Below are 26419 nucleotides of genomic sequence, written 5' to 3' on the forward strand. Positions count from 1 at the left end.
CGCAGGCTCCAGCGGTGCCGCGGCTCAGTCGCCTTCAAACAGCGGCTTTTCCTTCTTCACAAAGGCATGATAGGCGCGCTCGAAATCGGCTGTCTGCATACAGATCGCCTGCGCCTGCGCCTCGGCCTCGATCGCCTGCTCGATCGACATCGACCATTCCTGCGCCAGCATGGTCTTGGTCATCATATGGCCGAAATTGGGGCCGGAAGCGATCCGCTCCGCCCAGCTTTGCGCCTCGGCTTGCAGCTCATCCGCCGGAACCAGCTTGTTGTGAAAGCCCCAGGCGTGCCCCTCCTCGGCGCTCATCGACCGGCCGGTATAGAGCAGCTCTGCCGCCCGTCCCTGGCCGATGATCCGCGGCAGGATTGCGCAGGCGCCCATGTCGCAGCCCGCCAGTCCGACCCGGGTGAACAGGAACGCGGTCTTCGCCTCCGGCGTCGCGATCCGGATGTCGGAGGCCATGGCAATGATTGCCCCTGCCCCGACACAGATCCCGTCAATCGCCGCAATCACCGGCTTGCCGCAGTTCACCATCGCCTTGACCAGATCGCCGGTCATCCGGGTGAAGGCCAGCAGCTCCTTCATACTCATCCTGGTAAGCGGCCCGATGATGTCATGCACATCGCCGCCAGAGCAGAAGTTGCCACCGTTGGAGGCAAGGACCACCGCCTTGACGCTGTCGTCATAGTGCAGATCTCGGAACCAGTCGCGCAGTTCGGCGTAGCTGTCGAAGGTCAGCGGGTTCTTCCGCTCCGGCCGGTCCAGCGAGACTGTGGCGATGCCGTCCTCGATCCGGCACAGAAAGTGTTTCGGGTCCGTGTTCAGCATCACGCCTTGCCTCCGTTTTCCAGACGCCGGGCCACCGCGTCCAGGCTTTCTGTTATTCTCTGCGCCTCATCCGCGGTCAGCCCGTCAAAGGCCGCGTTGATCCAGCCCTCATGCGCGTCTGCCTGACGGGCAAACTCCGCCTTGCCGGCTGCCGTCAGCCGCACCAGGTTGGCGCGCCGGTCACCCTCGACCTTCTCGCGCAGCACATGGCCGTCTTCGACCAGCCGCTCGACAATGCCCGTCACGTTGCCGTTTGAGACTTTCAGAACCCCCGACAACTCGCTCATCTTGAGGCCTTTTTCGTGCTGCATCAGCGCCGCCATCACATCGAACCGCGGCAGCGTGGTGGAGAAGTCGCGGCGCAGGTTCTCGCGCACTTCGCTCTCCACCGCCTTGGTGGCCTTCAGCACCTTCAGCCACAGCCGCAGCCGGTCTTTCGAAGTTGTGCTCAAATCTCCCCTCCCGAAATGGGCAGCGCGCTGCCGTTGACCGAGCCCGCGCCTTCGCCGGCCAGCCACAGTGCCGCCTCCGCCACCTCCGCTGGTTGGATGAACCGGTCCTGCGGGTTGCCGCGGCGCAGGGATTTTGCCGCCTGCTCCTGTGTCATGCCGGTCTTGGCCACGATGTTGTCCAATGATCTTTGCAGCAGCGGCGTCTCAATGAAACCCGGGCAGATCGCATTCACCGTCACCCCGGTTTTCGCCAGTTCCACCGCCAGCGCCCGGGTCAAGCCGACAACCCCGTGTTTCGCGGCGCAGTAGCCGGAGACATAAGGGTAGCCCTTCAGCCCGGCGGTGGAGGCAATAGCAATCAGCCGCCCCCAGCCTTGGTCTTTCATGCCCTGGAGGCAAGCCTGCCACAGATTGAAGACACCGGTCAGATTGACAGACAGCGCCGCCTCGAAGTCCCCCGTGGTCATCCGCTCAAAAGGCTTGGACGGTGCCGCGCCGGCATTGGCCAGCGCAATACTGACCGGCCCGTTTGCCTCAGCGGCCTTAGCCAAGGCTTCATCCAGTGCCGCCCGGTCCGTCACGTCACATACGGCGGGAAAGGCGCCGGTACGGTCCGCCACCTCCTGCAACGGCTCCATGCGGCGGCCCAGGATCGTGACCTTGGCGCCGCCCGCGGCAAACCGTGCGGCCAGCTCGGCCCCAACGCCGGAGCCGCCGCCGGAAATCACCGCATGTCTGCCCGCCACGCTCATGCCCGGATCACCTCCGCCTCACGGTCGGCCAGCCGCCACAGCTGATCGCGGCCCGCCAGATACGGCAGCGGCCAGTCCCCGTGCCGGTCGCCGATCCGGGCTGCCTCGTGCAACGTCCAGTAGGGATCAGCCAGATGCGGCCGCGCCACTGCGACCAGATCGGCCCGCCCCGCCATCAGGATCGAATTGGCGTGGTCGGCCTCATAGATGTTGCCCACCGCCATGGTGGCAATCCCGGCCTCGTTGCGGATGCGGTCGGAGAACGGCGTCTGGAACATGCGGCCGTAAACCGGCTGCGCATCAACCGATGTCTGTCCGGCAGAAACGTCGATGATATCCGCACCGACAGAGGTGAAGGCCCTGGCGATCTCCACCGCTTCCTCCGGCGTCACGCCTTCGTCGCCGACCCAGTCGTTGGCCGAGATCCTGACCGACATCGGTTTGTCTTCCGGCCAGACCGCGCGCATCGCCTGGAACACCTCCAGCGGGTAACGCAGGCGATTTTCCAGGCTGCCTCCGTACTCATCCGTGCGAATGTTCGATTTTGGCGAGATAAAGGACGAAATCAGATAGCCATGCGCCGCATGAAGTTCGATCATGTCAAACCCTGCGCGCTCTGCCATCTGCGCGGCGGCCACGAATTCCGCCTTGATCGCATCCATTTCCGCCCGTGTGATCTCCCGCGGCGCCGGGTTATTGTCCGACCACGGAATGGGTGAGGCCGAGACCGTCTCCCAGTTCCCGTCAGGCAAGGGCGCGTCCATTTCCTCCCAGCCCAGCTGTGTCGATCCCTTGCGGCCCGAGTGTCCGATCTGGCAGCAGATTTTTGCGCTGGTTTCACCGTGGACGAAATCCGTCAGCCGCTTCCACGCCGCTTCATGCTCCGGCGCATAAAGCCCCGGACAGCCCAGCGAAATCCGGCCCTCCGCCGAGACACAGGTCATCTCGGTATAGACCAGCCCGGCGCCGCCCTTGGCACGCTCGCCCAGGTGGACGAAATGCCAGTCCGTCGGGCAGCCATCGACCGCCTTGTACTGCGCCATGGGCGAGACCACGATCCGGTTCTTCAGCTCCATGCCGCGCAGCTTGTACGGGGCGAACATCGGCGGCCGTACAGGCGCATCCGCGGGCGCGCCTGCCTTGTCCTGAAACCACTTCTCAGCGCTTTGCAGCCACTCCGCATCGCGCAGGCGCAGGTTTTCGTGGGAAATCCGCTGCGAGCGGGTCAGCAGCGAATAATTGAACTGCACCGGATCCATGTCCAGGTAGCGCTCGACTTCCTCGAACCACTCCAGCGAGTTGCGCGCCGCCGACTGCAGCCGCAGCACATCCAGCCGCCGCTCCTCCTGATAGCGCTCAAAGGCACGCTCCATCGACGGTTCCGTGGTCAGCAGCTCCGCCAGGGCAATCGCACTGTCAAACGCCAGCCGCGAGCCCGATCCGATCGAGAAATGCGCCGTGGCAGAGGCATCGCCCAACAGCACCACGTTCTCGTGGTGCCACTTCTCGCACAGCACCCGCGGGAAGTTGATCCACACCGCCGCCCCGCGCAAATGCGCAGCGTTGGACATCAGCTGATGCCCGCCAAGGTGATCGGCAAAGATCTCCTCGCAGGTTCGGATGATCTCCTCCTTGCTCATCCCCTCAAAGCCCCAGTTCTCCCAGGTCTCGGCGGAGCATTCGACGATCACCGTCGCGGTGTCGTCGTCGAACTGGTAGGCGTGGATCCACATCCAGCCGTGCTTGGTCTTCTCGAAGATGAAAGTGAAGGCATCGTCGAATTTCTGATGGGTGCCCAGCCAGATGAACTTGCAGGGGCGCACGTCGATTTCCGGTTTAAAGTGTTCCGCGAACTCATTGCGAACACTGGAATTCAGCCCGTCGCAGCCGACGACCAGGTCATATTCCTTCTGATACTCGGCAGCGGTCTTGGCGACGGTCTCGAACTGCAGATCCACCCCCAGTTCCCGCGCCCGGTCCTGCAGCAGCAGGAGCATCTGCTTGCGCCCGATCCCGGCAAAACCGTGGCCGCCCGACACCGTGCGGGTCCCGTTATGGACAACCGCGATGTCATCCCAGTAGGCAAAGTTTTCCCGGATCGCCGCCGCGCTTTTGGGGTCGTTTTCGGTGAGGTTCTCCAGCGCGTCATCCGACAGCACCACACCCCAGCCGAACGTGTCATCGGCCTTGTTGCGCTCGATCACCGTGACCTCGGCGTCCGGCTGGCGCAGCTTCATCGAGATCGCAAAGTAGAGGCCGGCAGGCCCTCCCCCCAGACAGACGACTTTCATAACCATCCTCTCCCGCTCAGCGCTATTTACAGGGATCAGGATAAGCGGGTCCGGAAAAACTTCAAGCCTAAAGTTTTAAGCTTGAAACAAATGACCGCAGGGAAACGGAGCGGCACGGGTCCGGCGCCGCCCCAGAAAGTGCAGAACGCAGATGCGCCCCGCCCGGGGCGGGACAATGGGAAGTGCCGGCAGCCCGCAGCAACTGACAGCCGCGGATTACAGCCCGCGCAGGTACTCCATCACCGCCGGGCGCACCGCCTGGTCGCCGCGGTGGCGCGCGTCCGAGATGATCTTGCGCAGCTCACCCAGGTCCACCCGCAACAGCAGCGACTTCACCGGCCCGATCGAGGCCGGACGCATCGATAGCGTGCGGATGCCCATGGCGGCGAGGCACACAGCTTCGACCGGCCGCCCCGCATCCTCGCCGCAGAAACTGAGCGGCGTGCCGGAGATGGCGCAGCGCTCGACGATCCGCTCAATGAAGCTCAGGAAGCTCACATTCAGCGTGTCATAGCGGCGGCGCACCCGCTCGTTCTCGCGGTCCGCGGCAAAGAAAAACTGCTTCAGGTCATTGCCGCCGATCGAAATGAAGGCCACCTCGTCAAAGAATTTCTGCGGCGCATAGGCGAGCGACGGCGTTTCCAGCATCGCGCCCACCTCCAGGTCCGAAGGCAGCACGTGACCCAGAATGCGCTCGCGCTCGATGGTCTTTTCGACCTCGGCCTTGGCGGCGCGGTATTCCTCGAACTGCGCGACAAAGGGGAACATGATCGACAGCGGCCGGCCCTCGGCGGCGCGCAGCAGCGCCTGCAGCTGCATCCGCATCACGCCCGGCTTGTCCAGCCCCACCCGGATCGCCCGCCAGCCCAGTGCCGGGTTCGGCTCATCCGTGGGCTTCATGTAGGGCAGCACCTTGTCGGAGCCGATATCCAGGGTGCGGAACACCACCGGCTTGCCGTGGGCTGCGTCCAGAACCCGCTTGTACAAGGCCACCAGTTCCGAGCGTTTCGGCATCTGGTTACGGACCAGGAATTGCAGTTCCGTGCGGAACAGGCCCACCCCCTCGGCGCCGGAGCCATCCAGCGACGGCAGGTCCGCCATCAGGCCCGCGTTCATCACCATGTTGATGCGCTGCCCGTCCTTGGTCACTGCGGGCTTGTCGCGGATGGAGGCATAGCGCTCCTGCGCCTGGGTATGCATCGCGATCTTGTCGCGGAATGCGCCGACAACCGTGTCATCCGGGCGCAGATGCACCACCCCCTGGTCGCCATCGACCATGATGTGGTCGCCGTTCAGCGCCTCGGTGGTGACGCGCTTGGCATTCACCACCAGCGGGATCGCCAGTGCCCGCGCGACGATAGCCGCGTGTGAGCCCACCGAGCCCTCCTCCAGCACGATCCCGCGCAAGGAGCGGCCGTATTCCAGCAGATCGCCCGGGCCGATGTTGCGGGCGATCAGGATCGGGTTCTCCGGCAGCTCCGCACCGGTGTCAGCGCCCTGACCGGTCAGGATCCGCAGCAGCCGGTTCGACAGGTCGTCCAGATCGCTAAGGCGCTCGCGCAGGTAGGCGTCCTGCACCTGCGACATGCGGGCCCGGGCCTGGGACTGCTCCTTCTCCACCGCCGCCTCGGCGCTCAGGCCGCGGGCAATGTCCTCTTCCATGCGCCGCATCCAGCCCTTGGAATTGGCAAACATCCGGTAGGCTTCAAGGACTTGCAGCTGCTCCTTGTCGCCATTGCGGGAAACCTCCAGCATCTTGTCGACACCGACCCGCAGCTCCTCAACCGCATTGTTCAGCCGCTCAAGCTCGCGCTGCGGATCATCAGCAATCGGATTGGTAACAATGACCCGGGGCTCATGCAGCCAGACATGGCCCTCCGCCGCGCCTTCCTGGGCGGATGTGCCATGGATCAGCACCGCCTGCTGGTGCAGCGGCGACAACGCCGCGCCCTCGCCGACAAAGGCGCCCAGCTCGGTCATCTCGGCGATCACCATCGCCACCACTTCCAGCGCATAGACCGCGTCTGCCGAAAACTCGCGCGCATCCTTGGACTGCACCACCAGCACGCCCAGCATCTCGCCCAGCCGCTGCACCGGCACGCCCAGGAAGGAGGAATACCGTTCCTCCCCGGTTTCCGGCATATAGCGGAAGCCCTTTGCATGCGGGGCATCCGGCGTGTTGATGACCTTGCCGAACCGTGCCACCCGGCCGACCAGGCCTTCGCCGATGCGCATCCGGGTCTGGTGCACCGATTCGATGTTCAAACCCTGAGTCGCGCAGAGCTCCAGGGTCTCGTCGTCGCGGAACAGATAGACCGAGCACACCTCGGTCCCCATGCTGTCGGCGATCAGATGGGTGATCTTGTCGAGCCGCGCCTGGCCGGCAACATCACTCGCCATCGCCTCGCGCAAGCGGCCCAGAAGCTTCCTGCTTTCGGATTCCGTGGTATCGGCCATTCTCACCCTCTCCCGAGGTCTTCCCCCCGCACGCTGCCGCCCTGATTGCTGCTCCAGAGCGGATACCGCCCAGAGTAGTACGCCTGCGCTCTCTCCTCCACCCACTTGTCCCACCCCAGGATGAAAAGTCCAAGTGTTTTTACTGTATTGCCCGCAATCAGCGCAGCCCGAGCCTGCGCTGTGCAAAATACCGCACAGAACGGCCCAGACACAACAAAGGCGCCGGAAGGGCGCCTTTGCAATTTACCGAATCTCTTTGTCAGATCAGCACTTAACCGGCTTTCTGCAGCTCGAAGGCGTCATGCAGCGCCTGCACGGCCAGTTCCATGTACTTGCGGTCGATCAGCACCGAGATCTTGATTTCCGAGGTGGTGATCACCTTGATGTTGATGCCCTCATCCGACAGCACCTTGAACATCTTTGCCGCCACACCGGATTGCGAGCGCATGCCGATGCCGACCACCGACACCTTGGCCACATCCCTGTCGGCCAGCAGTTCGGCATAGTTCAGCTCGCCCTTTTCCTTGATCGCCAGCAGCGCCTGTTCGGCGCGCGCAACCTGGTCGGTCGGGCAGGAGAAGGTCATGTCGGTACGGCCATCCTCGGAGACGTCCTGCACGATCATGTCGACGTTCACACCGGCGTCGCTGAGCGTGGTAAAGATGGTGGCCGCGATCCCGGGGCGGTCCGCCACCGACTGCACGGTCAGCTTGGCTTCGTCACGGGAATAGGCCACACCGGCCACAACATTGGATTCCATGATTTCCTCCTCGTCGCAGACCAGGGTTCCGGCCTCGTCGGACTGTTCCTCAAAGCTCGACAGAACGCGCAGCTTCACCTTGTAGCGCATTGCCAGTTCGACCGAGCGGGTTTGCAGCACCTTGGCCCCCAGCGAGGCCAGCTCCAGCATTTCTTCAAAGGCGATCTTGTCGAGTTTGCGCGCCTTGTCGCAAATTCGCGGATCGGTCGTATAGACGCCATCCACGTCGGTATAGATATCGCAGCGCTCCGCCTCGAACGCGGCGGCAAACGCCACTGCAGTAGTATCCGAGCCGCCCCGGCCCAAGGTGGTGATACGGCCCTCCGGGCTGATGCCCTGGAAGCCCGCCACAACCGCCACCTTCATGCCCTCGGCAAACTTGGCGCGGATATTTTCCGGCGGGATGTCCTCGATCCGCGCCTGGCTGTGCGCCGAGTTGGTCATGAGCGGCACCTGCCAGCCTTGCCAGCTGCGCGCGGGGACGTCCATCTCCTGCAGCGTCAGCGCCATCAGGCCAGCGGTCACATTCTCGCCTGAGGATACCACGGCGTCATATTCGCGCGCATCATAAAGCGGTGAGGTCTCGTCGACCCAGCCCACCAGCTCATTGGTCTTGCCGGACATCGCCGACACGATGACGATCACGTCATAGCCCTTGGCCACTTCGACGCCGACACGTTTGGCAGCGCGGCGGATGCGGTCCAGGTTGGCGACAGATGTGCCGCCGAATTTCATCACAAGTACGGGCATATGGAGCGGGTCTCCCTGCGCTTGCGGGTTTCGGTCCCGTGCCTCATATGCGAGCGGCCCTGTAAGGGCAAGAGCGCGCAGCCCCATCCGGCAAGGAAGCTGCGGTTCAGCCCGCCCCTTCGGCGCGGCAAAGCGCCACAACACCCGGCTTGCGCAATTTTTGCCAAAGCGCTGGCCTTCAGCCGCGCCAGAACCTTACCGTGAGAATGGCGTAGACCGCCATCAGCTCCAGCCGCCCGATCAGCATCGCCGCGCTCAGGATCCATTTGGCCGGATCGTTGAGGGTGGAGAAATTGCCTGCCGGGCCGATGGTGTCGCCCAGGCCGGGGCCGATGTTCGCCACAGCAGTGGCCGCGCCTGACACCGCGGTCACGAAATCCAGCCCGGTCAGCGCCAGCGCCCAGGCCACCACCCCCAGGGTGACGACAAAGAACATGAAGAAGGAGATCACCGAGCTCAGCACTTCGGCATCCACCGGGCGCCCCTCATAGCGGGTAATGAACACCCCGTGCGGCGAGCGGATGCGCTGGATCTGGCCGCGGATCGAGGCAAACAGAAGCTGATAGCGGAAGATCTTCACAGAGCAGGCGGTCGAGCCCGCGCAGCCGCCGATCAGCCCGGTGAAGAAAAAGATCATCACCAGGAAGCTGCCCCACTGCATGTAATCGGCGCTGGCATATCCGGTGCCGGACATGATCGAGGTGATGTTGAACAGGGCGGAGCGCAGCGCTTCCTCGCCCCCATGCGGACGCGCGTAATACAGCACCCCTGCCGCAATCGCGACCAGCAGCCCCAGCGTCATCATGAACCCGCGGATCTGGCTATCGCGCAGCATCGGGGTGCCGTGGCCGTTGATCAGCTGCACATAGCGCACGAACGGCAGCGCAGCCAGGATCATGAAGACGGAGGCGGCATATTCCACTGGCCCGGCAAAGGCGCCGAAGGAGGCATCGTAATTGGCAAAACCGCCGGTGGCGATGGTGGTCATCGAATGCACCAGCGCATCAAACGGCCCCATGCCCATCACCATGTAAACCAGCATGCAGACCATGGTCAGCGACACGTAGATCAACGCGATCTGTTTGGCGATCGCCTGCGCGCGCGGCAGGATTTTCCCAAAGGTGTCAAAGGCTTCGGACTTAAAGATCTGCATCCCCCCGACCCGCAGCTCGGGCAGGAACACCATTGCCACGACAATGATGCCGATACCGCCGACCCACTGCAGGATGCCGCGCCACAACAGCAGTCCGCGCGGCAGATCATCCAGCCCCGAAATCACCGTCGAGCCGGTGGTGGTCAGCCCCGACATCGCCTCGAAGAAGGCGTCGACAAACCGCAGTTCGGTCGCGCCCAGCATCAGCGGAATCGCCCCGAACAGCGGCAGCGCCAGCCAGACCGTGGTGGTCAAAAGGAAGGTCTGGCGGATGCTCAGCCCCTCCTTCACGCCATTGGCACAGCTCAGCGCCAGCACCCCGCCGACCAGAATGGTGAACAGCGCGCTTTCCAGGAACACATGCCATTCGCCGCGGCCGTCCAGCAGGTCGACCAGCAGCGGGAACACCATCATGGCTCCCAAGATGACGACCAGAAGGCCGATGACATATCCAACCGGGCGGAGATCCAACATGCGGCGCAGCGTTGGCCCCCCGCGCGGTAAGTGTCAAGTGTGCGGCACTATTCGCCGCTGCCGCTGGTGGCAGGAGCGTTGCGCTGCGGCATCTGCGGCGGCGACGAGGGCTGGCGAGGCCGCTTGGATGATGCGGACTGGGGTGCCTCTGCCTTGGCCGGTGCTTTTGCCTCCGGTGCCGGTGATTTTGCTTCCGGCGTTTTCGCTTCAGACACCCGGGCTTTAGCCTCCGGTGCCTTGGCTTCCGATGCTTTAGCCTCCGGTGCCTTAGCTTCCGGTGCTTTGGCTTCCGGTGCTTTGGCTTCCGGCGCTGCGGCTTTTGGTGTTTCGGCTTTGGCTGCAGGTTTCTCCACCGCCTTGGCCGCCTGTTCCGGCTCGCTCTTGCGGGTTGAGGAGGTGCGGAACACCGCGGGCGCTTCTTTCATCCCCGGTCCGGCGGCCGGCCCGCTCTGCTTGGCGGCCTGATTTTCCACCGCATCCGTCGCTGGTTGCGCTGCTGCCGTTTTGGTCGGCACCGGCTTGGCCGCCGCATTTGCGGCCGCTGCACGTGCCGGCGCCTTTCGCGCGGCGGGCTTGCGGGTTGCGGTCTTGCGGGCCGCGGGCTTTTTCGCGGCAGTTTTCCTGGCCGCCTTGGCAGCCGGCTTTTTCCGGGACTGGGCCTTGGAGGCAGTTGCTGCCTTGGGTTCCGTTTTGGCTTCCGCCTTGGGCTCCGTTTTGACTTCCGCTTTCGGCTCCGCTGCCGGTTCGGCTTTGCCTTCCGGCGCGGTCTCCGCGGCCGCCGGGCTTGCCCCCATCAGCCGCCGTTGCGCCTCCATCATCGAATGCGCCATCCGCATCTGCTCATAGGGGGCCTGCAATGCGGCCTCTGCCGCCTGGCGCCACAGCTTCAGCTGCATGCCGGCTGCAAACCCTGCCCATTCATGCGCCCTTGCCGTCAAACCGGCAATATGGTGAAAGCTCGTCATCTGATACTCCTCAAGTCCTGCACTGGCCTTGCGCCGGGGCTGTTCTGTGTTGTCCGGGCAAGGGTAAAGGGGAGCGGACACCGGATGAGCACCGGGCCGGGTACAGCAGAATTCGGGCCGTCAATTGCAGACACCTGCGTACAAGCTCCCCTGCCCCCGGCAGGATAACCGGGGGATTCGCAGAGCAGGCTAACATGCGTTTCTGCGCAGCGGCATAAAATTTGCGGCAACGCAGAAAATGCCGCAGATCCGGCGGAAACCTGCCTGCAAATCAGGCAGCTCCGCGTTCAGCTCAGCCGTGATGGATCAGGGTGGAGAACAGTTTCGGATCCAGGCTCATCGCCTTGAACAGCGGGCCCTGGGTCAGCACGCTGACCGCATCGTGGCTGTGCAGGCTTTCCTGGTGGCTGGCCACCACCCGGAAATCACCGATCCGCGCATCGCCCTGCAGCGCCTCGCAGAACAGCCGCGCCGCGTCTTCGACAAAGATCGGGTTGGCGGCGTTCAGCTCGGCAAAGGCCTGTTCGTCCTCGCGCTTGACCATAACCTGGGTCTCGGTCGGCACCGCCTTGCGGCACAGCTCGATCAGGTCTTCGAACCACAGGCACTCGCTGCCCGGCACCGACTGCACCGAAATCCGCGCCACCGAGCGCTGCGAATGCGGCGTCGCCAGCTGGCCGCGCGCCTGGCGGGCGTGCTCGGACAGTTCCAGCGAGCACGGGCAGGTCGAGGAATAGACATAGTCCAGGTGCATGATCTTCTCGCGCACCCCGTCATGGTCCACCAGCTCCAGCGCAAAGTCGTAATACTGATAGCCGCTGAGGCCAGACCGCAGGCTTTGCACCCGCGCCGGGAAGGAGAACCGCATCTGGATGCGCGCATCCGGGCTGTCCAGATCGCTCAGGTAGTCATCCAGCGCGTTCGCCATCACTTCAAAGCTGAAGGTGCGCTCCGCGTGCTTGTAGAAGGTGCGCATGATCCGGGACATGTTGATGCCCTTCTTGCCCGCATCCAGGGACACGGTGCCGGTCACGCTGGTCTCCAGCGTCAAGTCGCCGTCGTCGCGGGTGTGGAAGCGGATCGGCAGGCGGAAGTTGGAAATCCCCACATGCTGGATCTGCTCCTGCGCGCCGCGGATCAGGCTGGTCGGCCCGTTCTGCAGGTCGGGCAGCGTCGCGCGGTAGGCCTCGTCCGATTTGAAATCCTCGGGATACTGCCGCGACAGCTCCGGAAAATTGCCAACCTCGCGGCCGGGCAGCAGCCGCGCCACAGCCGGGTCCAGCTCGGCAATCTCGGTTTCGGTCACGGTGCCGGCCCAAGCCCGCAGCACATCCAGCGCGGCGGCGGCTGCCTCGCGGTCCGGAGCCTCTGCGGCGTCGCGGTTATGAATGTTCATCGGCGTTTCCCCCAGTGATACGGCCCATATAGGGTCCGGCAGGCCACCCTCATATACTGTTACGCGGCAATTTTCAAAACGGATCCGCCAAATGCGGCAGAACCGGCGCCTTATCGGACCCCTAACGCCTCCGCAAGCGCCCTTAGCCGCCGGGAACGCGACTTGTAATGCGCCGTCACCAGCACATAGGGCCGCGCCATCTCCATTGCGGGGCCTTGCAGCCGGTGCAGCCTGCCCGCGCGGATTTCGCCGCCCACCACCTGCTCCGGCAGCAGCGCAATTCCCAAGCCAGCCTGCACCAGCGACACCACCGAGGGCACCGACTGCCCGATGGCCGCCGCCGCCAGGTTTTCGCGCGCAATGCCGTGCTGCGCAAAATACTGCCGCCAGCCGGGCACCGAGGAAATCGTCTCGCCCCAGCTGACCTCCACCAGCGGGGCAGTGCCGGTTTCCGCCTGCGGATCGGCTCCGACCGGCACCAGCCGGTCCGTGAAAAGCTCCCGGGTCCGGTGCTCCGGATGCTCGCCGCCATAGGTCAGCCGGGCATCAATGCCCTCAGCCTCCAGATCGATCCTGTCATCCTCGATCCGCAGCCGCACCGTCACATCGGGGCGCGCCTGCGCAAACAGCTTCAGCCGCGCCGGCAGCCACAGCTGCGCCAATGCAGGCGTCGCCGAGATGACCAGCGGGCGGCTTTTGGCGCCTTCGGTCATCGCCTCGGTGAAACTGGCGATCTCCGCCAGCGACACCGCTGCCCTTTGATAGTAATCCCGCCCCGCATCTGTCAGCCGCACCTGGTTAGCCCGGCGCGCAAACAGCTTCAGCCCCAGCCAGTCCTCCAGATTCTTGACCTGCATCGACACCGCCGCCGAGCTCACCCCCAGCTCCGCCCCGGCAGCCGAAAAGCTGCCGCAGCGGGCAGCGCATTCAAAGGCGCGCAGGGCGTTCAGGGGCGGCAGCTTCATGGCGGCACAGTGCAAGAAAACCTTATGCTCGCCAAGGTATTTTGTAGTGGTCAGATCGCGGTCTGGCGCGCAGGCTTGGTGAAACCATCAAGACCCAAGGAACACCTGATGCGCGATATTCTTGATCTGCACCGTTACCCGCTCGACCGCCCGGGCACCCCGGAGTGGCACGCCCTGGTGGACCGCTGCCGCGCCGAACTGGCCGCGGACGGCATGTTCAGCCTGGAAGGGCTGATGAAGCCGGACGTGGCCCAAGCCGCCGCCGATGCGCTGCAGGGGAAGTTCGAAACCGAAAGCTTCCACCACAAGCGCTGGCACAACATCTACTTCATGGACGCGGTCGAGGGGCTGGCCCCGGACCACCCTGCCCTGCAGAAGGTCGAGACCTCGAACTTCACCCTCTGCGCCGATCAGTTCCCCGGCTCGCCGGTTCTGCGGCTCTATGACTGGCCGCCCTTTGCCCAGTTCCTGGCCGCCACCATGGACAAGCCCGCGCTCTACACCATGGACGATCCGCTGGCACGGCTGAACATCATGGCCTACGGCGCTGAGCAGGCGCTGAACTGGCATTTCGACCGCTCCGAGTTCACCACCACCATGCTGCTGCAGGCGCCCGAGGCAGGCGGCGAATTCATCTACAGCCCGGAGCTGCGCAGCGACGAGGACCCGAATTACGAAGGCGTCGAGCGGCTGCTGGCCGGCGAAGACCCGAACATGCGCTCAATCACCCTGGCGCCCGGCACGCTCAATATTTTCCGCGGCAAGAATTCACCGCACCGGGTCGGCACGGTGAAGGGTGAGAAGACCCGGGTGATTGCTGTCTTCACCTTCTACGAACGCCCGGGCGTCCGGTTCACCGACGAGGAGAACATCGGTTTTTACGGCCGGGCCTCCTGACTAGATAGCATTGAAAAAAGAGAGGGGGCTGTCTGCCCCCTCTTGAGCCTCCGGCTCAATTCACCCCCGAGGATATTTTCAGCCAGATGAATAAAAGATCTTCCGGCTGAGGCAGCGTTACGCCTGCGAGGCTTCCAGCGCCGCCTTGAGGTCGGCGATCAGGTCATCGGCATCCTCCAGCCCGACCGAGAAGCGCACCAGGCCGGGGGTGATGCCCAACTCCTCCTTCAGCTCATCGCTGAGGCGCTGGTGGGTGGTGGTGGCCGGATGGGTGGCGATGGACTTGGCGTCGCCCAGGTTGTTGGAGATCACCGGGATGGTCATAGCGTTCAGGAACTTGAACGCCGCTGCCTTGCCGCCCTTCAGGTCCAGCGACAGCACGGTGCCGCCCTTGCCGCCCAGCTGGGTCTGCACCAGCGCGTTCTGCGCATGGGTCTTCAGCCCCGGATAGATGGTGCGCTCCAGCGCAGGATGGCCGTTTAGCGCTTCGGCGATCTTCAGCGCGGTTTCGGCTTGCGCATTCACCCGCAGCGACAGTGTCTCCAGCCCCTTCAGCATCACCCAGGCATTGAACGGGCTGAGCGAACCGCCGGTGTGCTTCATATAGGGTTCCAGCGTGCCGCGGATGTAGTCTTTGGTGCCCAGCACCACCCCGCCCAGCGCCCGGCCCTGGCCGTCGATATGCTTGGTCGCGGAATAGATCACTACATCGGCGCCCTGTTCGATGGCGCGGGAGAACACCGGGGTCGAGAACACGTTGTCCACCACCACCGTGGCGCCAACCGAATGGGCGATCTCCGCAACCGCGGCAATGTCGATCACCTCCAGCGTCGGGTTCGACATGCTCTCGAAGAACACCGCCCTGGTGTCCGGGCGCACGGCTGCCTTCCAGGCCTCCAGGTCGGTGCCGTCGATAAAGGTCACCTCAACCCCGAAGCGGCCCAGCACATCCGCCAGGATATAATTGCAGGAGCCGAACAGCGCCTTGGCCGACACGATATGGTCGCCCGCCCTCATCAGCGAGGTCAGCGCGCCGTTCACAGCCGCCATGCCGGAGGCGGTGGCAAAGGCATCCTCGGCCCCTTCCAGCGCCGCGATGCGCTTTTCGAACATGTCCACAGTCGGGTTGCCGTAACGGGCATAGATGAACTCATCCGGGCCGGTCTCGATGAACCGCGCCTCCGCCTGCTCGGCGCTCTCGTAGACAAAGCCCTGGGTCAGGAAGATCGCCTCGCTCACCTCGTTGTACTGGCTGCGGCGGGTGCCGCCATGCACCAGCTTTGTCCGGCTGTTCCAGTTGTCGCTCATCTTCTGTCTCCTCGCGCCCATAACGCACAAAAAACCCCCGATCGGCCAAGCGAAAGGGGGTCCTTCACGTCCTGACCTCTTTAGCGGGATTGTTTAACGTGGCCCGCAATCCGGTAACAAATCGCCACGATGTGATGCACGGGCTTTACGCATCTTGCGGGATTCGGTCAAGCCGCCGCATCCCCCCGCGTCACACGGATGTGAGCACCGCGGCCCCTTGCCTGCCCGCGCCCCCCATGCTCCTGTGGCCGGGTTGATAGACGGAGGCGCAAGATGCAGGACCCCATCCGGCTTTTCTACTGGCCCACCCCGAACGGCTGGAAAATCTCCATCGCGCTGGAGGAGATGGGGCTTCCTTACGAGGTCACCCTGATCGACATTGGCAAGGGCGATCAGTTCGCGCCGGAGTTCCTGAAGATCTCTCCCGGCAACAAGATGCCCGCGATCATCGACCCGCACGGACCCGGCGGCGCGCCGGTCTCGCTGTTCGAAAGCGGCGCCATCCTGCAATACCTCGCCCGCAAGACGGGACAGTTTTATGGCAAGGATGAGCGCGCCCGGCTCAAGGCGGACCAATGGCTGATGTGGCAGATGGGCGGGGTCGGCCCGATGGCGGGTCAGGCGCATCACTTCCTGAAATACGCGCCTGAGGATCTGCCCTATGCCAAGGACCGCTACCGCAGCGAGGTCGCCCGCCTCTACGGCGTTCTGGACCGGCAGCTGGCGGAGAATGAGTATGCGGCCGGGCCGGACTATACGATTGCCGATATGGCGATCTGGCCCTGGGCCTCGCTCTGGGAAGGCCAGCAGCAGACGCTGGAAGACAAGCCGCATCTTGCCCGCTGGCTGGAGCTGATGTGGTCCCGCCCCGGCGTTGTGGCCGGCCGGGCGCTGCATGCGGATCTGCGCGCTGACCGGTCGGACACCAAGGCGCAGCAGGTTTTGTTTGGGAAGTGACCGTAAAGAAGGTTCCGCCCGGCCGATAGGCCGGGCTGCGCCTGCCTGCCCCCTGGCAGGCGCATTCGCGCCCGCCCAGGCAGGCTCCGCCCTCCACGCGAATTCCGTAGGATGGCCAGCTGCCGGTTACTCCGCCGGGCCGGCCTCTTCCTCGTCGCCGTATTTCTGGAACAGCTGCCCCTGGAACATGAAGAAGGCAAACATCGCCACCGGCAGGCCGAAGGTCTTGAAATAGACCCAGGTCTCGGTGCCCTGGGTGCGCCAGATCAGCTCGTTCGCCACCGCCAGGCCAAAGAAGAATGCGCACAGCCGCCGGGTCAGGATCATCCACCCTTCCTGCTTCAGCGGCATCAGCTCTTCCATCACCACCTTGAGCCAGCTTTGGCCCCGCATCAGGCCGATCCCCAGCAGACCGCCGAACAGCAGATACAGCATCGTCGGCTTCATCTTGATGAAACGGTCGTCGTTGAACCACACCGACATGCCGCCGAACAGCACCACCAGGATGAGCGTGGCAAACTGCATCCGCGACAGATGCCCGGTCAGCTTCCAAAGGGCCAGCGTCGAGGCCACCATCAGCGGGATGAACGCCGCGGTGATGACGATGAAGCCCTTGTATTCGCTGCCGCCGATCAGAAACACCTCATCCTTCAGCTTCAGATAGCCGATGAAGAACAGGACAATCGGGCCCAGTTCCAGCACCATCTTCAGGGTGGGGTTGATCTTCTTTCCGGCCATGGGGCCTCCTGTCAGTTCTGTGCGCGGGCTTTAGCCGCCCATTTCCACTATCACGGCGCCCAGCGCGATCAAAGCCATCAGCGCGATCCGCCGCGGGCCGACGGTTTCCTTCAGCACCAGCCAGCCGATGAGGGCAGCAAACACGGTGGAGGTCTCGCGCAGCACTGCTGCCTCCCCCACCTTGTCCAGCCGCGTCGCCAGCATGATGGCGCCAAAGGACGCAAAGGCCACCAGCCCGCCAAAAAAGCCCCGGATCATCAGCGGCCCCGGTTCGGGCGGCGCAGGCAGGTTCCGCCAGCGCACAAAGGCAATCACCGGAAACACCAGCCCGTCTATCATGAAAAACCACGCCAGGAAGGTGAACGGATCCGCCGTCGCCCGGATGCCATAGGCGTCATATGTGGTGTAGGCGGCCACAAACAACCCGGTGATAAAGGCAAACAGCAGTGCAATCCCGAAGGTGTCGCGGTTGGCTTCCAGGAAAACAAAGTTATAGGCCGCCAGACCAAAGATACCGGCCAGCAGCACCGCCACCCCCAGCCACTGCACCGGGGTGAACACCTCGCCGAACAGGAAGAAGGAGCCGATCACCGTGAACAGCGGCCCGGTGCCGCGTACTACCGGGTAGACCACCGTGTAGCTGCCCTTGGTATAGGCCATTGCCTGGAACAGCTTGTAGAAGACATGGATCACCCAGGCGATCAGAAAAATCACCCACATATGCGGCTCGGGCCAGGGCACCACGAAGAAGGCAAATGGCGCCGCCATCACGCAGTAGGAAAAATCGATCGCCCCGCGCGACAGCCAGGGATCATGCCGCCCCTTCTGCAGCGCGCCGAAGACTGCGTGCAGGAACGCGGCCCAGATCGCCAGGAACAGCGCCGCCTGATGCCCGGCCTCGGTGCCTTCCAGGGAAATCAGCCAATCGCTCAAATGAAATGCCTTTGCGCGGGATGAGAGCGCCGGGGGCTCTGCCCCCGGACTCCCGGGATATTTTCAGCCAGAAGAATGAAGGATCAGTTCTGTTCCAGACCAGTCAGGGCTGCCGCAAACTCTTCCGGATCGAAGGGCGCCAGATCGTCGATCTGCTCGCCGACGCCGATGGCGTGGATCGGCAGGCCGAACTTGTCCGCCAGCGCCACCAGCACGCCGCCCTTGGCGGTGCCGTCCAGCTTGGTCATCACCAGGCCGGAGACATCGGCCAGCTGCTGGAACGTCCCCACCTGGCTCAGCGCGTTCTGGCCGGTGGTGGCGTCCAGCACCAGCAGGGTGTTGTGTGGCGCGGTCTCATCCTTCTTGCGGATGACGCGGACGATCTTGGCCAGCTCCTCCATCAAGTCGGCGCGGTTCTGCAAGCGGCCAGCGGTGTCGATCATCAGAAGGTCAGCGCCCTCTTCCTGCGCCTTGGTCATCGCATCGAACGCCAATGAGGCCGGATCGGAACCTTCGGGCGCGGTCAGCACCGGAACCCCGGCGCGGTCGCCCCAGACCTGCAGCTGTTCAACGGCAGCAGCGCGGAAAGTGTCGCCTGCGGCAATCACCACCTTCTTGCCTGCGCCTTTGAACTGGCTGGCCAGCTTGCCGATAGTGGTGGTCTTGCCAGAGCCGTTCACCCCCACCACCAGCACCACCTGCGGGCGCTTGGCATAGATCGGCAAGGGCTTGGCCACCGGTTCCATGATGCGGGCGACTTCCTGCGCCAGCAGTTCCTTGATCTCACGGCTGGAGACCTTCTTGCCCATCCGCCCCTCGGCCAGGTTGGCGGTCACCCGCAGCGCGGTGTCCACCCCCATGTCGGCGGCGATCAGCAGCTCTTCCAGCTGCTCCAGCATGTCATCATCCAGCGCCCGGCGCGGTTCCGCCGCAGCGCTGCGTCCCATCAGGCGTCCCAGCAGGCCCGGAGATTTCTTCTCCGGCTCCGGAGCAGGCTGCAGCGCAGGCTTGGGGGCCGCGACCGGCTGCGGTGCCGGCTCGGGCTCAGGCTCGGGCTCAGCTACGGGTTCCGGCTGCGGAACCGGTGCAGGCGCTGGCTGCTCCGGCGTCACCGCCGGGGACTCTGCCAGGGCCTCAGCATGAGCCTCTGCGGCCTCAGCCGCGCTGCTGTCCGAGCCCTCTTCGACAATCGCGTCGAGCCCCTGCTCGAGCTTGGAGGAGGATTTGAACAGCCGCTCCTTGAGCTTTGAGAAAAACGCCATATCGGTCTCCGCAAAAGGGTCTGCACCCCACCTAATGCGGATTTACCCGGAGTGCAAAGCGCAAGGCACCGCGGATCTAGGAAAATGCCGCCAGAAAGCCCGCTTGCGCCCCCCAATAGAGCGGCCAGACCGCATAGGGCGTGATCCGGCGCAGCACATGATCTTCCGGCAGGACGAAGGTTTCCGCCGCCAGCACCATGTCCGACAGCATGAAGGCGCAGGCCGCAGCAAAAACCCAGGTTCCGAATGGCAGCGTCAGCGCCGCCGCCCCCATGCCAAGGATGATCGGGATATAGGCCAGCACCGCGCCTTTGAGCGCGCCCGCCCGCGGCGCCAGAATGCGCGCCATCACCAGGCCAAGCACCAGCAGACCCGCCGCGATGACTGCCGGCGGCATCTGCAGCAGCCGCGCCGGATCGCTCGCGGCCCGCGTCAGGAACAGCACCGCATAGGCCAGGTGCCCGGCGGCAAAGGCGCCGACGCCCGCCATGAACGCCCCCTCGCCCTCGCGCGACAGACACAAATCACCCAATGCACACAAGCCAAGCGCCGCAGCCAGCAGCCAGGGCGCCCCGGCCAGCACCGCCGCCAGCGCCAGCAAAGCAACCGAGGCGGTCTTCAGCACGCTGCGCAGCAGCCCGGGCGGCTGCGCTGCCATGATTAGATAAATCAGTGCACAGGCCCCAGCCCCCGCCCAAAGTGCCAGTTCCACCGCCATCTCCTGCCTCCCCTTTGATTTTCCAGCACCTTGTCCCCGCAGCCCGCGCGCCGTCAAAGGTGACCCGGCGGGAGCCGGCACAGAAACCGCTCAGCCAGGCCCAACGCGACGCTTGGTGCCCCCCCGGTCCTGGGGCACAGTGGGTTCATGCGTTCCTTGATGATTCTCCTGCTGGCAGCCCTGCCCGCCCCGCTGACGGCGGGCGAGCAGCTGAGCGCAGGCGAGTTCGACCGCTACACCCAGGGCCGCACGCTGTTCTATGGCTTCGGCGGCTCCCTGTACGGGGTCGAGCGTTACCTGCCAGACCGCCGGGTGATCTGGTCCTTCCTCGATGGAAAATGCCAGGAAGGCAGCTGGTACGAGGAAGCAGGCCAGATCTGTTTCGTCTATGAAAACCGCGACGATCCGCAGTGCTGGACGTTCGAGCTGACCCCCCGCGGGCTGACCGCCCGGTTCGAGGACGACCCGGCCTCGACAGAACTCTACGAGGCCGAGGATATCGGCGAGGAGATGCTGTGCTACGGCCCCGACCTGGGCGTCTGAGGCCGCCTGCAGCGCATCGGGTATTTGAGACCAGAAAGAAGCTGGCGCCCTGCCCCTAGAACAGCGAGCCCTGGCTGCCGCCGCTTTCTGCCGGCGGTTTCGGCGCGGCTTTCCTGGAAGACTGCGCAGAAGCCCCACCGTCCAGATCCAGCGTGCCATCCGCAAATTCGATCTGCAGCGCCCCGGCCTTGGCAGCGGCGGCCCTGGTGGTCAGGATCTCCTCACCCGAACGCACCACCGCATAACCGCGCTCCAGCGTCGCCTTGTAGCTGAGGATCTCCAGCTGGCGGCCAGCGGCGGCCAGCGCCTGGCGCTGGCGGTCGATGCGCGCCGCCTGCGCCGCATCCAGCCGCTGCGCCAGCCGCCCCAGCGCGTCCTTCTGCGCCACCATTTCCCGCTGGATCGGCCGCAGGCTGAGGCGCGAGGACAGGTTGCTCAGCCGGTTGCGCCGCCCCTCAACCAGCTGGCGCAGGGTGGCCGGGCGTAAGGTCGCCGCGGTCTCGCTCAGATGCACCCGCCGCCGCTGCACGCCGCTGATCAGGGCTCCCGGCAGCCGGTCGGAAATCCGGTCCAGCCGCTGGCGCGGGGTTTCCAGCAGGGTATCGGGCTTGGGCAGCGCCCGGGCCAGATCGTTCAGCCGCTGGCGCCGCAATTGCACCGCCTGCCCGGCAGCACGGGTCAGCCGCGCGCCCTGGTTTTCACTCCACGCCATCAGTTCCAGCCGCACCGGCACCGCCAGCTCCGCTGCCGCAGTCGGCGTCGGTGCCCGGCGGTCGGACACGAAGTCGATCAGCGTGGTGTCCGTCTCATGCCCCACCGCAGAAATCAGCGGGATCTGCGAGGCCGCCGCGGCGCGGGCCACGATCTCCTCGTTGAAGCCCCACAGATCCTCGATCGAGCCGCCGCCGCGGGCAACAATGATCAGATCGGGCCGCGGCAGCGCGCCGCCCGGCGTCAGGTGGTTGAAGCCTTCGATGGCGCGGGCGACCTCGGGCGCGCAGTTCTGCCCCTGCACCGCGACCGGCCAGACCAGCACCTTGCGCGGGAAGCGGTCGCGCAGCCGGTGCAGAATGTCCCGGATCACCGCGCCGGAGGGCGAAGTCACCACCCCGATGATCTGCGGCAGATAGGGCAAAGGCTTCTTGCGCTCCGGCGCAAACAGGCCCTCCGCCTCCAGCTGCTTCTTGCGCTTTTCCAAGAGCGCCATCAGCGCGCCCTGGCCGGCAACCGCAACCTCATCAACGTTCATGTTGTACTTGGACTGGGCACCGAATGCGGTCAGGCGGCCGGTGACCACCACCTCCAGCCCTTCCTCTGGCACCACCGACAGGCCGCTGATCTGCCCCTTCCAGGTGGTGCAGGCCAGCACCGAGCGGTCGTCCTTGATGTCATAATAGAGATGCCCCGAGCGCGCCTTGAACACCCGCCCGACTTCGCCCCGCACCCGGATGCGGCCAAAGGTGCTCTCCAGCGTGCGCTTCACCTCGCCGGAAATCTCGGAAACGGTGAACTCAGGGGCATTCTGCCCTGGCTGAGGATCGTCAAACAGGTCGGACATCGGGGCTGCTCTCCTGCGGCTTTTGGCCGGTCTTGTTTTGAAGTCGCGCGCAGCATAGAACGCGCCGCAAGCAAGGCAAGCCCCGGACAGCGCCGGGGGACCTCTCGGCTCAGGCAGATCGGAGAACACGCAGATGAACATCCTTATCCTCGGCAGCGGCGGGCGCGAACACAGCCTGGCCTGGGCGGTGATGCAGAACCCCAAATGCGACAAGCTGATCGTGGCACCGGGCAACGCAGGCATCGCCCAGATCGCCGATTGCGCCGCCCTGGATATCGAGAACGGCGGCGCCGTGGCCGCCTTTGCCGAGGAAAATGCCATCGACTTCGTGATTATCGGCCCCGAGGCGCCGCTGGCCGCAGGTGTCGGCGACCGTCTGCGCGAGGCCGGTATCCTGGTCTTTGGCCCCTCCGGGGCAGCGGCGCGGCTGGAAGCCTCCAAAAGCTTCACCAAGGAAATCTGCGACGCGGCAAACGCCCCCACCGCTGCTTACGGCCATTTCACCGATGCCGAGGCCGCCAAGGCGCATGTGCGCCGGCACGGTGCGCCGACAGTGGTCAAGGCGGACGGGCTGGCGGCCGGCAAGGGCGTGATCATCGCGATGACGGAAGATGAAGCCATTGCCGCCATCGACGGCATGTTCGGCGGCGCCTTTGGCGGCGCCGGCGCCGAGGTGGTGATCGAGGAGTTCATGGAGGGCGAGGAGGCCTCGCTGTTTGTGCTGGTCGATGGCGAGGACGTGCTGGCGATCGGCTCCGCCCAGGACCACAAGCGCGTCGGCGAAGGCGACACCGGCCTCAACACCGGCGGCATGGGCGCCTACTCTCCCGCGCCGGTCTTGTCGGCGGCGGTCGAGGCCAAGGCGATGGAAGAGATCGTCAAGCCCACCATGCGGGTGATGGCAGAGCGCGGCATGCCCTATCAGGGGGTGCTCTATGCCGGTCTGATGATCAAGGACGGGCAGCCCCGCCTGGTGGAATACAACGTCCGCTTCGGCGATCCGGAATGCCAGGTGCTGATGATGCGCCTCGGTGCCCAGGCGCTGGACCTGATGCACGCTGCCGCCGAGGGCCGCTTGGGCGAAGCGCAGGTGAACTGGGCCGACGATCACGCGATCACCGTGGTGATGGCGGCCGAAGGCTACCCCGGGTCTTACGAGAAGTTCTCCGAGATCAAGGGGCTGGACGCGCTGCCCGAGGACAGCAGCAACATGGTGTTCCACGCGGGCACCCAGGAGCAGGACGGCAAGGTGCTGGCTGTTGGCGGCCGGGTGCTGAACGTGACCGCCCGCGGCGAAACCCTGCAGGAGGCCCGCGACCGGGCCTATGCGATGGTGGACGGCGTCGACTGGCCGCAGGGCTTCTTCCGCCGCGACATCGGCTGGCGCGCGCTGGGCTAAGCGGCACCGGCAGCGCTCCCGCCTGCTCCCGGCCAATCGGAGATTGCCCGCCGCAGTTGGGCGTGGCCGGGCGCTGGCGCGCCCGGCGGCAGCGGAGGCTGCGGCGACACGGCAGCGGATTGCCCGGCGGTGCAGGGCAAGTTATCATTCTGCAGCAGCTAAGGATATGGCCATGACCCAAGCCTCTATCCGGGCGTTTCTGCCGCCCTCGCCACGCCCGGCCGGGGTGCCCCGGTGAACACCCCCCGCCGCCTTGCCGGGAACGATCCGTGCCTTCAGGATGTTCTGAACCTGATCCGGCGCAGCTTTGCCTATATGGACGGACGTATCGATCCGCCCTCCTCCATGCACCGCCTGACAGTGGAGACCTTGCAGGAGCAATGCCGGACCGCCGAAATCTGGGTTATCGGCGCCCCGCCGCAAGCCTGTGTTTTCCTGACGCCTATGGACGGCTGCCTGCATATCGGCAAGCTTGCGGTGGACCGGCCGCAGCGCAGGATGGGGCTGGCCCGGCGTCTGGTGAGGCTGGCGGCAGAACGTGCCGCGGCCCTCGGCCTGCCGGTGCTTCAGCTGCAAACGCGTGTCGAACTGGCGGAAAACCATGCTGCCTTTGCCCGGATGGGATTTGTCAAGACAGCAGAAACCGCGCATGAGGGGTTCGACCGGCCGACCTCGATCACCATGCGGAAGCCCGTCCGGCCGCAAGAGGCCCTGCCGGGGCCGGAGGCACCTCAGACGGGCCGCCAGTGAGGCGCCGGCCAGCCGCAACGGCTGCCACCGCGGCGGCCGTGCAACCGCCATCCGCTTCAGAAACCACGCTGGCCCGGAACGCTCCGGCACCGCCAGCCTTGCTGCCGGGGCAGTGGCGTCAGCCGCCCGCGCCGGGTGCCGCCTTACAGGGTGTTCAGATCGCTCAGCAGCAGGAACCGCCTGCGGAACTGATCCAGCATCTCGGGCTCCAGGAAGTCCGCCGGGTGGGTTGTCCCGAAGGCCGCAAAGGCGCGGTCCTTCATCTCGACCAGCTGCCGCTCGACATCCAGCTGCGCAATGCCGGACGGCAGGCCCAGCGCGGTCTCAAAAACAGTGCGCAGCGGCGGCGAACCAATGATGTTGTACCAATGGGCGTTCTCGCTGCCGCCCGCATCCGCAACGCTTTGCAATTCGCGCTCCAGCGCCAGCGCGAGCCGCATGTTGGGATCCGAATTGCCGATTTCGATTTCGAACTGGCGGGTAGAGTAGAGCTCTGCAATTTCCTCTGCAAATCCTTCCGGGTACACCCGGCCGGTCTCCCCCTTGTTGAAGGAAAAGGCATTAGTCATTGCCTTCAAACCGGTATCATAGTGCAAATTCGCGAAAGAAATACTGGACGACAGGTCGGACTCGAAGGCGCGGATCACCGTGTCGAATTCAGTGCTCCGCTTGCTTTGGCCGAACAGGTCCAGCGTTGCCTCGAACAGGCTCAGGTCGAATACCAGGTCCCGTGGATCGGTGAATGTGCCCAGCTTGTCCGTGATCTCATCCGAGAACACCTGCATCTTGCTGACAGGTTCCGGCCATTCGTTCTGGAAGGCATCGGCAAAGTCGTAATAGGCCAGGTTCTCCGGCTGGTTGACGAAGGAATTCGGGTCGGACAGGTCGGATTCCAGCACCTGGCGCAAGTAGTCCTCGCCCCGGTTGCTGAGGTTGAAGGTGTCCAGCGCATCCTCCAGCAGCGCCGGGTTTGACAGCAGCTCCTCCGGATCGGTCATCGCATTGATGTCCGGCCAGCCGAACCCGAAGGCCTCGGACACCGCAAGGTACCGCTTGTCCTCCAGCTGGTTCACAAAGGAATCGGGATCCGTGGTATCCGATTCCAGAACCCGCCGCAGAAAGTCCGGATAGGTTCTTTCCAGATCGAACGTCTCGATGACGGCTTGCAGCAGGTCTTCATCGGCCAGCAGGTCGTCCGCGCTGGCGAGGCCATCGGTATGCTCGTTGAACTCGTTGACCAGTGCCTCGATGCTGTTTTCATATTCCGGCACCTGGCCGAAACTGAATTGCCTGGAAAATTCGGCAAAGCGCGGATCGGACAGCTTGTTGGCAAAGGAGTTGGGGTCCTCCAGATCGGATTCCAGAACTTTCTGCAGAAAGAACTGATTGTTTTCCATCCCTTCCAGCCCCACGTTTCCGAGCGCCTGGCGCAGAAGCGTGCTGTTCGAGAGCAGGTCATCCGGTGTGTTGATACCGGCAAATTCATTCTCCGCCCTGGCGCTGGGCAGCTTGGGGCCGTCCGAACTGCCGAAGCCGAAGGTTTCCGCCAGCGCCTGGTACCGGTTGTCGTTGAGCCGGTTCACAATCGACTGAGGGTCGCTCATATCGGATTCGAGCACCTCCTTGAGGAAGGCCCTGTTGTTGATATCCTCATCCAGGCCAAAGGCGCCCAGGGTCACGGTCAGCAGGTTGTAGTCATCCAGCAGCTGGTCCGCCGACTGAACGCTGGTGATCCTCTGAGTGAAATCCTGCACCGCCCGGTCAAGGACAGGCGATTTCTCGAAAACCTCCTGCTGCTGGTCCCGGGTCCGCTGCAGGAAGGTCCACCCTGCGATGCCGGTGCCGAACACATATGGCGTAAAGCTCACGCTGCTGTCTCCTGTAAAACCGCCCCGGGGCCGCGCGCCCGGATCTGCTCATCCGGCACAAGATAAACCGAAGGTGGTGAATAAACCGGAAACGGACTCCGACGCAGGCCGGCCGGTAGCGGGCTGTCCAGCCATCCCTCACCGGCCCAGGCCGCAGGAGGCCGGAAACGCTCCCGCCTGTTCCGGCCCATCCCCGACGGGACGGGCCTCGCAGTTGGGCCGGGCGCCGCGCCAATGCGCGGCGT

Annotated in this window: 22 protein-coding genes and 1 riboswitch; of the genes, 5 read left to right on the forward strand and 17 right to left on the reverse strand. The window is 64.6% G+C overall.

The genetic code is table 11. The annotated features are described in order from the left end of the window. Nucleotides 1–24: 24 nt before the first annotated feature. From ACFMBG_RS07215 to ACFMBG_RS07260, 10 genes are all read right to left on the reverse strand, one after another. Nucleotides 25–828 carry an enoyl-CoA hydratase family protein gene (locus tag ACFMBG_RS07215; RefSeq protein ID WP_421054051.1) on the reverse strand — a complete coding sequence of 268 codons (804 nt, stop codon included), beginning with the start codon at nucleotides 826–828 and terminating at the stop codon, nucleotides 25–27. Beyond that, nucleotides 828–1280, reverse strand: coding sequence for a MarR family winged helix-turn-helix transcriptional regulator (locus ACFMBG_RS07220; protein WP_421054027.1), 453 nt, complete (start codon nucleotides 1278–1280; stop codon nucleotides 828–830). The genes ACFMBG_RS07215 and ACFMBG_RS07220 overlap by 1 nt, the downstream gene beginning before the upstream one ends. Continuing rightward, entirely contained in the window at nucleotides 1277–2032 is a 756-nt protein-coding gene (locus tag ACFMBG_RS07225) for an SDR family NAD(P)-dependent oxidoreductase (RefSeq protein WP_421054028.1), read from the reverse strand. The genes ACFMBG_RS07220 and ACFMBG_RS07225 overlap by 4 nt, the downstream gene beginning before the upstream one ends. After that, on the reverse strand, nucleotides 2029–4323 hold the full coding sequence (locus tag ACFMBG_RS07230; RefSeq protein ID WP_421054029.1) for a bifunctional salicylyl-CoA 5-hydroxylase/oxidoreductase: 2295 nt from the start codon (nucleotides 4321–4323) through the stop codon (nucleotides 2029–2031). Before ACFMBG_RS07230 ends, ACFMBG_RS07225 begins: the two co-directional genes overlap by 4 nt. Nucleotides 4324–4539: 216 nt before the next feature. Then, complete coding sequence (gene ptsP, locus ACFMBG_RS07235; RefSeq protein WP_421054030.1) at nucleotides 4540–6780, reverse strand: phosphoenolpyruvate--protein phosphotransferase; 2241 nt, start codon at nucleotides 6778–6780, stop codon at nucleotides 4540–4542. A 271-nt stretch (nucleotides 6781–7051) separates the two neighbouring features. Further along, the gene (locus tag ACFMBG_RS07240) at nucleotides 7052–8290 is read right to left on the reverse strand and encodes an aspartate kinase (RefSeq protein ID WP_421054031.1); all 1239 of its coding nucleotides are present in this window, start codon (nucleotides 8288–8290) and stop codon (nucleotides 7052–7054) included. Between the two features lie 178 nt (nucleotides 8291–8468). Then, nucleotides 8469–9917, reverse strand: a complete 1449-nt coding sequence (locus ACFMBG_RS07245; RefSeq protein ID WP_421054032.1) for a TrkH family potassium uptake protein — start codon at nucleotides 9915–9917, stop codon at nucleotides 8469–8471. Between the two features lie 47 nt (nucleotides 9918–9964). Further along, nucleotides 9965–10882: a hypothetical protein gene (locus ACFMBG_RS07250; protein WP_421054033.1), complete on the reverse strand. Its 918-nt coding sequence runs from the start codon at nucleotides 10880–10882 to the stop codon at nucleotides 9965–9967. Between the two features lie 292 nt (nucleotides 10883–11174). Beyond that, on the reverse strand, nucleotides 11175–12278 hold the full coding sequence (folE2, locus tag ACFMBG_RS07255; protein WP_421054034.1) for a GTP cyclohydrolase FolE2: 1104 nt from the start codon (nucleotides 12276–12278) through the stop codon (nucleotides 11175–11177). Nucleotides 12279–12388: 110 nt separating this feature from the next. Beyond that, on the reverse strand, nucleotides 12389–13243 hold the full coding sequence (locus ACFMBG_RS07260; protein WP_421054035.1) for a LysR family transcriptional regulator: 855 nt from the start codon (nucleotides 13241–13243) through the stop codon (nucleotides 12389–12391). Nucleotides 13244–13351: 108 nt separating this feature from the next. On the opposite strand from ACFMBG_RS07260, the gene ACFMBG_RS07265 reads away from it, so the two are divergent. Then, nucleotides 13352–14140 carry a HalD/BesD family halogenase gene (locus ACFMBG_RS07265; protein ID WP_421054036.1) on the forward strand — a complete coding sequence of 263 codons (789 nt, stop codon included), beginning with the start codon at nucleotides 13352–13354 and terminating at the stop codon, nucleotides 14138–14140. Nucleotides 14141–14257: 117 nt separating this feature from the next. On the opposite strand, the gene metZ is transcribed toward ACFMBG_RS07265, so the two are convergent. Next, nucleotides 14258–15448, reverse strand: coding sequence for an O-succinylhomoserine sulfhydrylase (gene metZ / locus ACFMBG_RS07270; RefSeq protein ID WP_421054037.1), 1191 nt, complete (start codon nucleotides 15446–15448; stop codon nucleotides 14258–14260). A gap of 59 nt (nucleotides 15449–15507) precedes the next feature. Beyond that, nucleotides 15508–15586: riboswitch (SAM riboswitch) on the reverse strand. Nucleotides 15587–15721: 135 nt separating this feature from the next. Here metZ and ACFMBG_RS07275 point away from each other — a divergent pair. Next, complete coding sequence (locus tag ACFMBG_RS07275) at nucleotides 15722–16405, forward strand: glutathione S-transferase N-terminal domain-containing protein (RefSeq protein WP_421054038.1); 684 nt, start codon at nucleotides 15722–15724, stop codon at nucleotides 16403–16405. A gap of 126 nt (nucleotides 16406–16531) precedes the next feature. On the opposite strand, the gene ACFMBG_RS07280 is transcribed toward ACFMBG_RS07275, so the two are convergent. The 4 genes from ACFMBG_RS07280 to ACFMBG_RS07295 form a co-directional block, all read right to left on the reverse strand. Further along, nucleotides 16532–17143, reverse strand: coding sequence for an inner membrane-spanning protein YciB (locus tag ACFMBG_RS07280; RefSeq protein WP_421054039.1), 612 nt, complete (start codon nucleotides 17141–17143; stop codon nucleotides 16532–16534). 30 nt (nucleotides 17144–17173) lie between these two features. Then, the gene (locus ACFMBG_RS07285) at nucleotides 17174–18076 is read right to left on the reverse strand and encodes a DMT family transporter (protein WP_421054040.1); all 903 of its coding nucleotides are present in this window, start codon (nucleotides 18074–18076) and stop codon (nucleotides 17174–17176) included. An 83-nt stretch (nucleotides 18077–18159) separates the two neighbouring features. Continuing rightward, nucleotides 18160–19338 (reverse strand): signal recognition particle-docking protein FtsY, encoded by a 1179-nt coding sequence (gene ftsY, locus ACFMBG_RS07290; RefSeq protein WP_421054041.1) that lies wholly within the window; start codon nucleotides 19336–19338, stop codon nucleotides 18160–18162. A gap of 76 nt (nucleotides 19339–19414) precedes the next feature. Then, nucleotides 19415–20056 (reverse strand): lysoplasmalogenase, encoded by a 642-nt coding sequence (locus tag ACFMBG_RS07295; RefSeq protein WP_421054042.1) that lies wholly within the window; start codon nucleotides 20054–20056, stop codon nucleotides 19415–19417. 147 nt (nucleotides 20057–20203) lie between these two features. Here ACFMBG_RS07295 and ACFMBG_RS07300 point away from each other — a divergent pair, with 147 nt between their 5' ends. Next, nucleotides 20204–20599: a hypothetical protein gene (locus ACFMBG_RS07300; protein WP_421054043.1), complete on the forward strand. Its 396-nt coding sequence runs from the start codon at nucleotides 20204–20206 to the stop codon at nucleotides 20597–20599. Nucleotides 20600–20654: 55 nt separating this feature from the next. Here ACFMBG_RS07300 and xseA read toward each other — a convergent pair whose 3' ends face one another. Further along, nucleotides 20655–22157: an exodeoxyribonuclease VII large subunit gene (xseA, locus tag ACFMBG_RS07305; RefSeq protein WP_421054044.1), complete on the reverse strand. Its 1503-nt coding sequence runs from the start codon at nucleotides 22155–22157 to the stop codon at nucleotides 20655–20657. A 133-nt stretch (nucleotides 22158–22290) separates the two neighbouring features. Here xseA and purD point away from each other — a divergent pair, with 133 nt between their 5' ends. Then, nucleotides 22291–23556, forward strand: a complete 1266-nt coding sequence (purD, locus tag ACFMBG_RS07310; RefSeq protein ID WP_421054045.1) for a phosphoribosylamine--glycine ligase — start codon at nucleotides 22291–22293, stop codon at nucleotides 23554–23556. 234 nt (nucleotides 23557–23790) lie between these two features. Next, nucleotides 23791–24306 (forward strand): GNAT family N-acetyltransferase, encoded by a 516-nt coding sequence (locus tag ACFMBG_RS07315; protein WP_421054046.1) that lies wholly within the window; start codon nucleotides 23791–23793, stop codon nucleotides 24304–24306. 143 nt (nucleotides 24307–24449) lie between these two features. Here ACFMBG_RS07315 and ACFMBG_RS07320 read toward each other — a convergent pair whose 3' ends face one another. Then, a complete protein-coding gene (locus tag ACFMBG_RS07320; RefSeq protein ID WP_421054047.1) occupies nucleotides 24450–26174 on the reverse strand; it encodes a DUF1217 domain-containing protein in 1725 nt (574 codons plus the stop codon). Nucleotides 26175–26419: the final 245 nt, after the last annotated feature.

It is taken from the genome of Leisingera coralii (assembly GCF_049056525.1).
Taxonomy (GTDB): domain Bacteria; phylum Pseudomonadota; class Alphaproteobacteria; order Rhodobacterales; family Rhodobacteraceae; genus Leisingera; species Leisingera coralii.

What these genes read in the sequence shown, in the direction of transcription:
- ACFMBG_RS07300 (WP_421054043.1), top strand. Translation starts at nt 20,204, where the DNA reads ATGCGTTCCTTGATGATTCTCCTGCTGGCAGCCCTGCCCGCCCCGCTG.
- ACFMBG_RS07280 (WP_421054039.1), bottom strand. Translation starts at nt 17,143, where the DNA reads ATGGCCGGAAAGAAGATCAACCCCACCCTGAAGATGGTGCTGGAACTG.
- purD (WP_421054045.1), top strand. Translation starts at nt 22,291, where the DNA reads ATGAACATCCTTATCCTCGGCAGCGGCGGGCGCGAACACAGCCTGGCC.
- ACFMBG_RS07230 (WP_421054029.1), bottom strand. Translation starts at nt 4,323, where the DNA reads ATGAAAGTCGTCTGTCTGGGGGGAGGGCCTGCCGGCCTCTACTTTGCG.
- ACFMBG_RS07250 (WP_421054033.1), bottom strand. Translation starts at nt 10,882, where the DNA reads ATGACGAGCTTTCACCATATTGCCGGTTTGACGGCAAGGGCGCATGAA.
- folE2 (WP_421054034.1), bottom strand. Translation starts at nt 12,278, where the DNA reads ATGAACATTCATAACCGCGACGCCGCAGAGGCTCCGGACCGCGAGGCA.
- ACFMBG_RS07260 (WP_421054035.1), bottom strand. Translation starts at nt 13,243, where the DNA reads ATGAAGCTGCCGCCCCTGAACGCCCTGCGCGCCTTTGAATGCGCTGCC.
- ACFMBG_RS07245 (WP_421054032.1), bottom strand. Translation starts at nt 9,917, where the DNA reads ATGTTGGATCTCCGCCCGGTTGGATATGTCATCGGCCTTCTGGTCGTC.
- ACFMBG_RS07265 (WP_421054036.1), top strand. Translation starts at nt 13,352, where the DNA reads ATGCGCGATATTCTTGATCTGCACCGTTACCCGCTCGACCGCCCGGGC.
- metZ (WP_421054037.1), bottom strand. Translation starts at nt 15,448, where the DNA reads ATGAGCGACAACTGGAACAGCCGGACAAAGCTGGTGCATGGCGGCACC.
- ACFMBG_RS07215 (WP_421054051.1), bottom strand. Translation starts at nt 828, where the DNA reads ATGCTGAACACGGACCCGAAACACTTTCTGTGCCGGATCGAGGACGGC.
- ptsP (WP_421054030.1), bottom strand. Translation starts at nt 6,780, where the DNA reads ATGGCCGATACCACGGAATCCGAAAGCAGGAAGCTTCTGGGCCGCTTG.
- ftsY (WP_421054041.1), bottom strand. Translation starts at nt 19,338, where the DNA reads ATGGCGTTTTTCTCAAAGCTCAAGGAGCGGCTGTTCAAATCCTCCTCC.
- xseA (WP_421054044.1), bottom strand. Translation starts at nt 22,157, where the DNA reads ATGTCCGACCTGTTTGACGATCCTCAGCCAGGGCAGAATGCCCCTGAG.
- ACFMBG_RS07295 (WP_421054042.1), bottom strand. Translation starts at nt 20,056, where the DNA reads ATGGCGGTGGAACTGGCACTTTGGGCGGGGGCTGGGGCCTGTGCACTG.
- ACFMBG_RS07240 (WP_421054031.1), bottom strand. Translation starts at nt 8,290, where the DNA reads ATGCCCGTACTTGTGATGAAATTCGGCGGCACATCTGTCGCCAACCTG.
- ACFMBG_RS07275 (WP_421054038.1), top strand. Translation starts at nt 15,722, where the DNA reads ATGCAGGACCCCATCCGGCTTTTCTACTGGCCCACCCCGAACGGCTGG.
- ACFMBG_RS07225 (WP_421054028.1), bottom strand. Translation starts at nt 2,032, where the DNA reads ATGAGCGTGGCGGGCAGACATGCGGTGATTTCCGGCGGCGGCTCCGGC.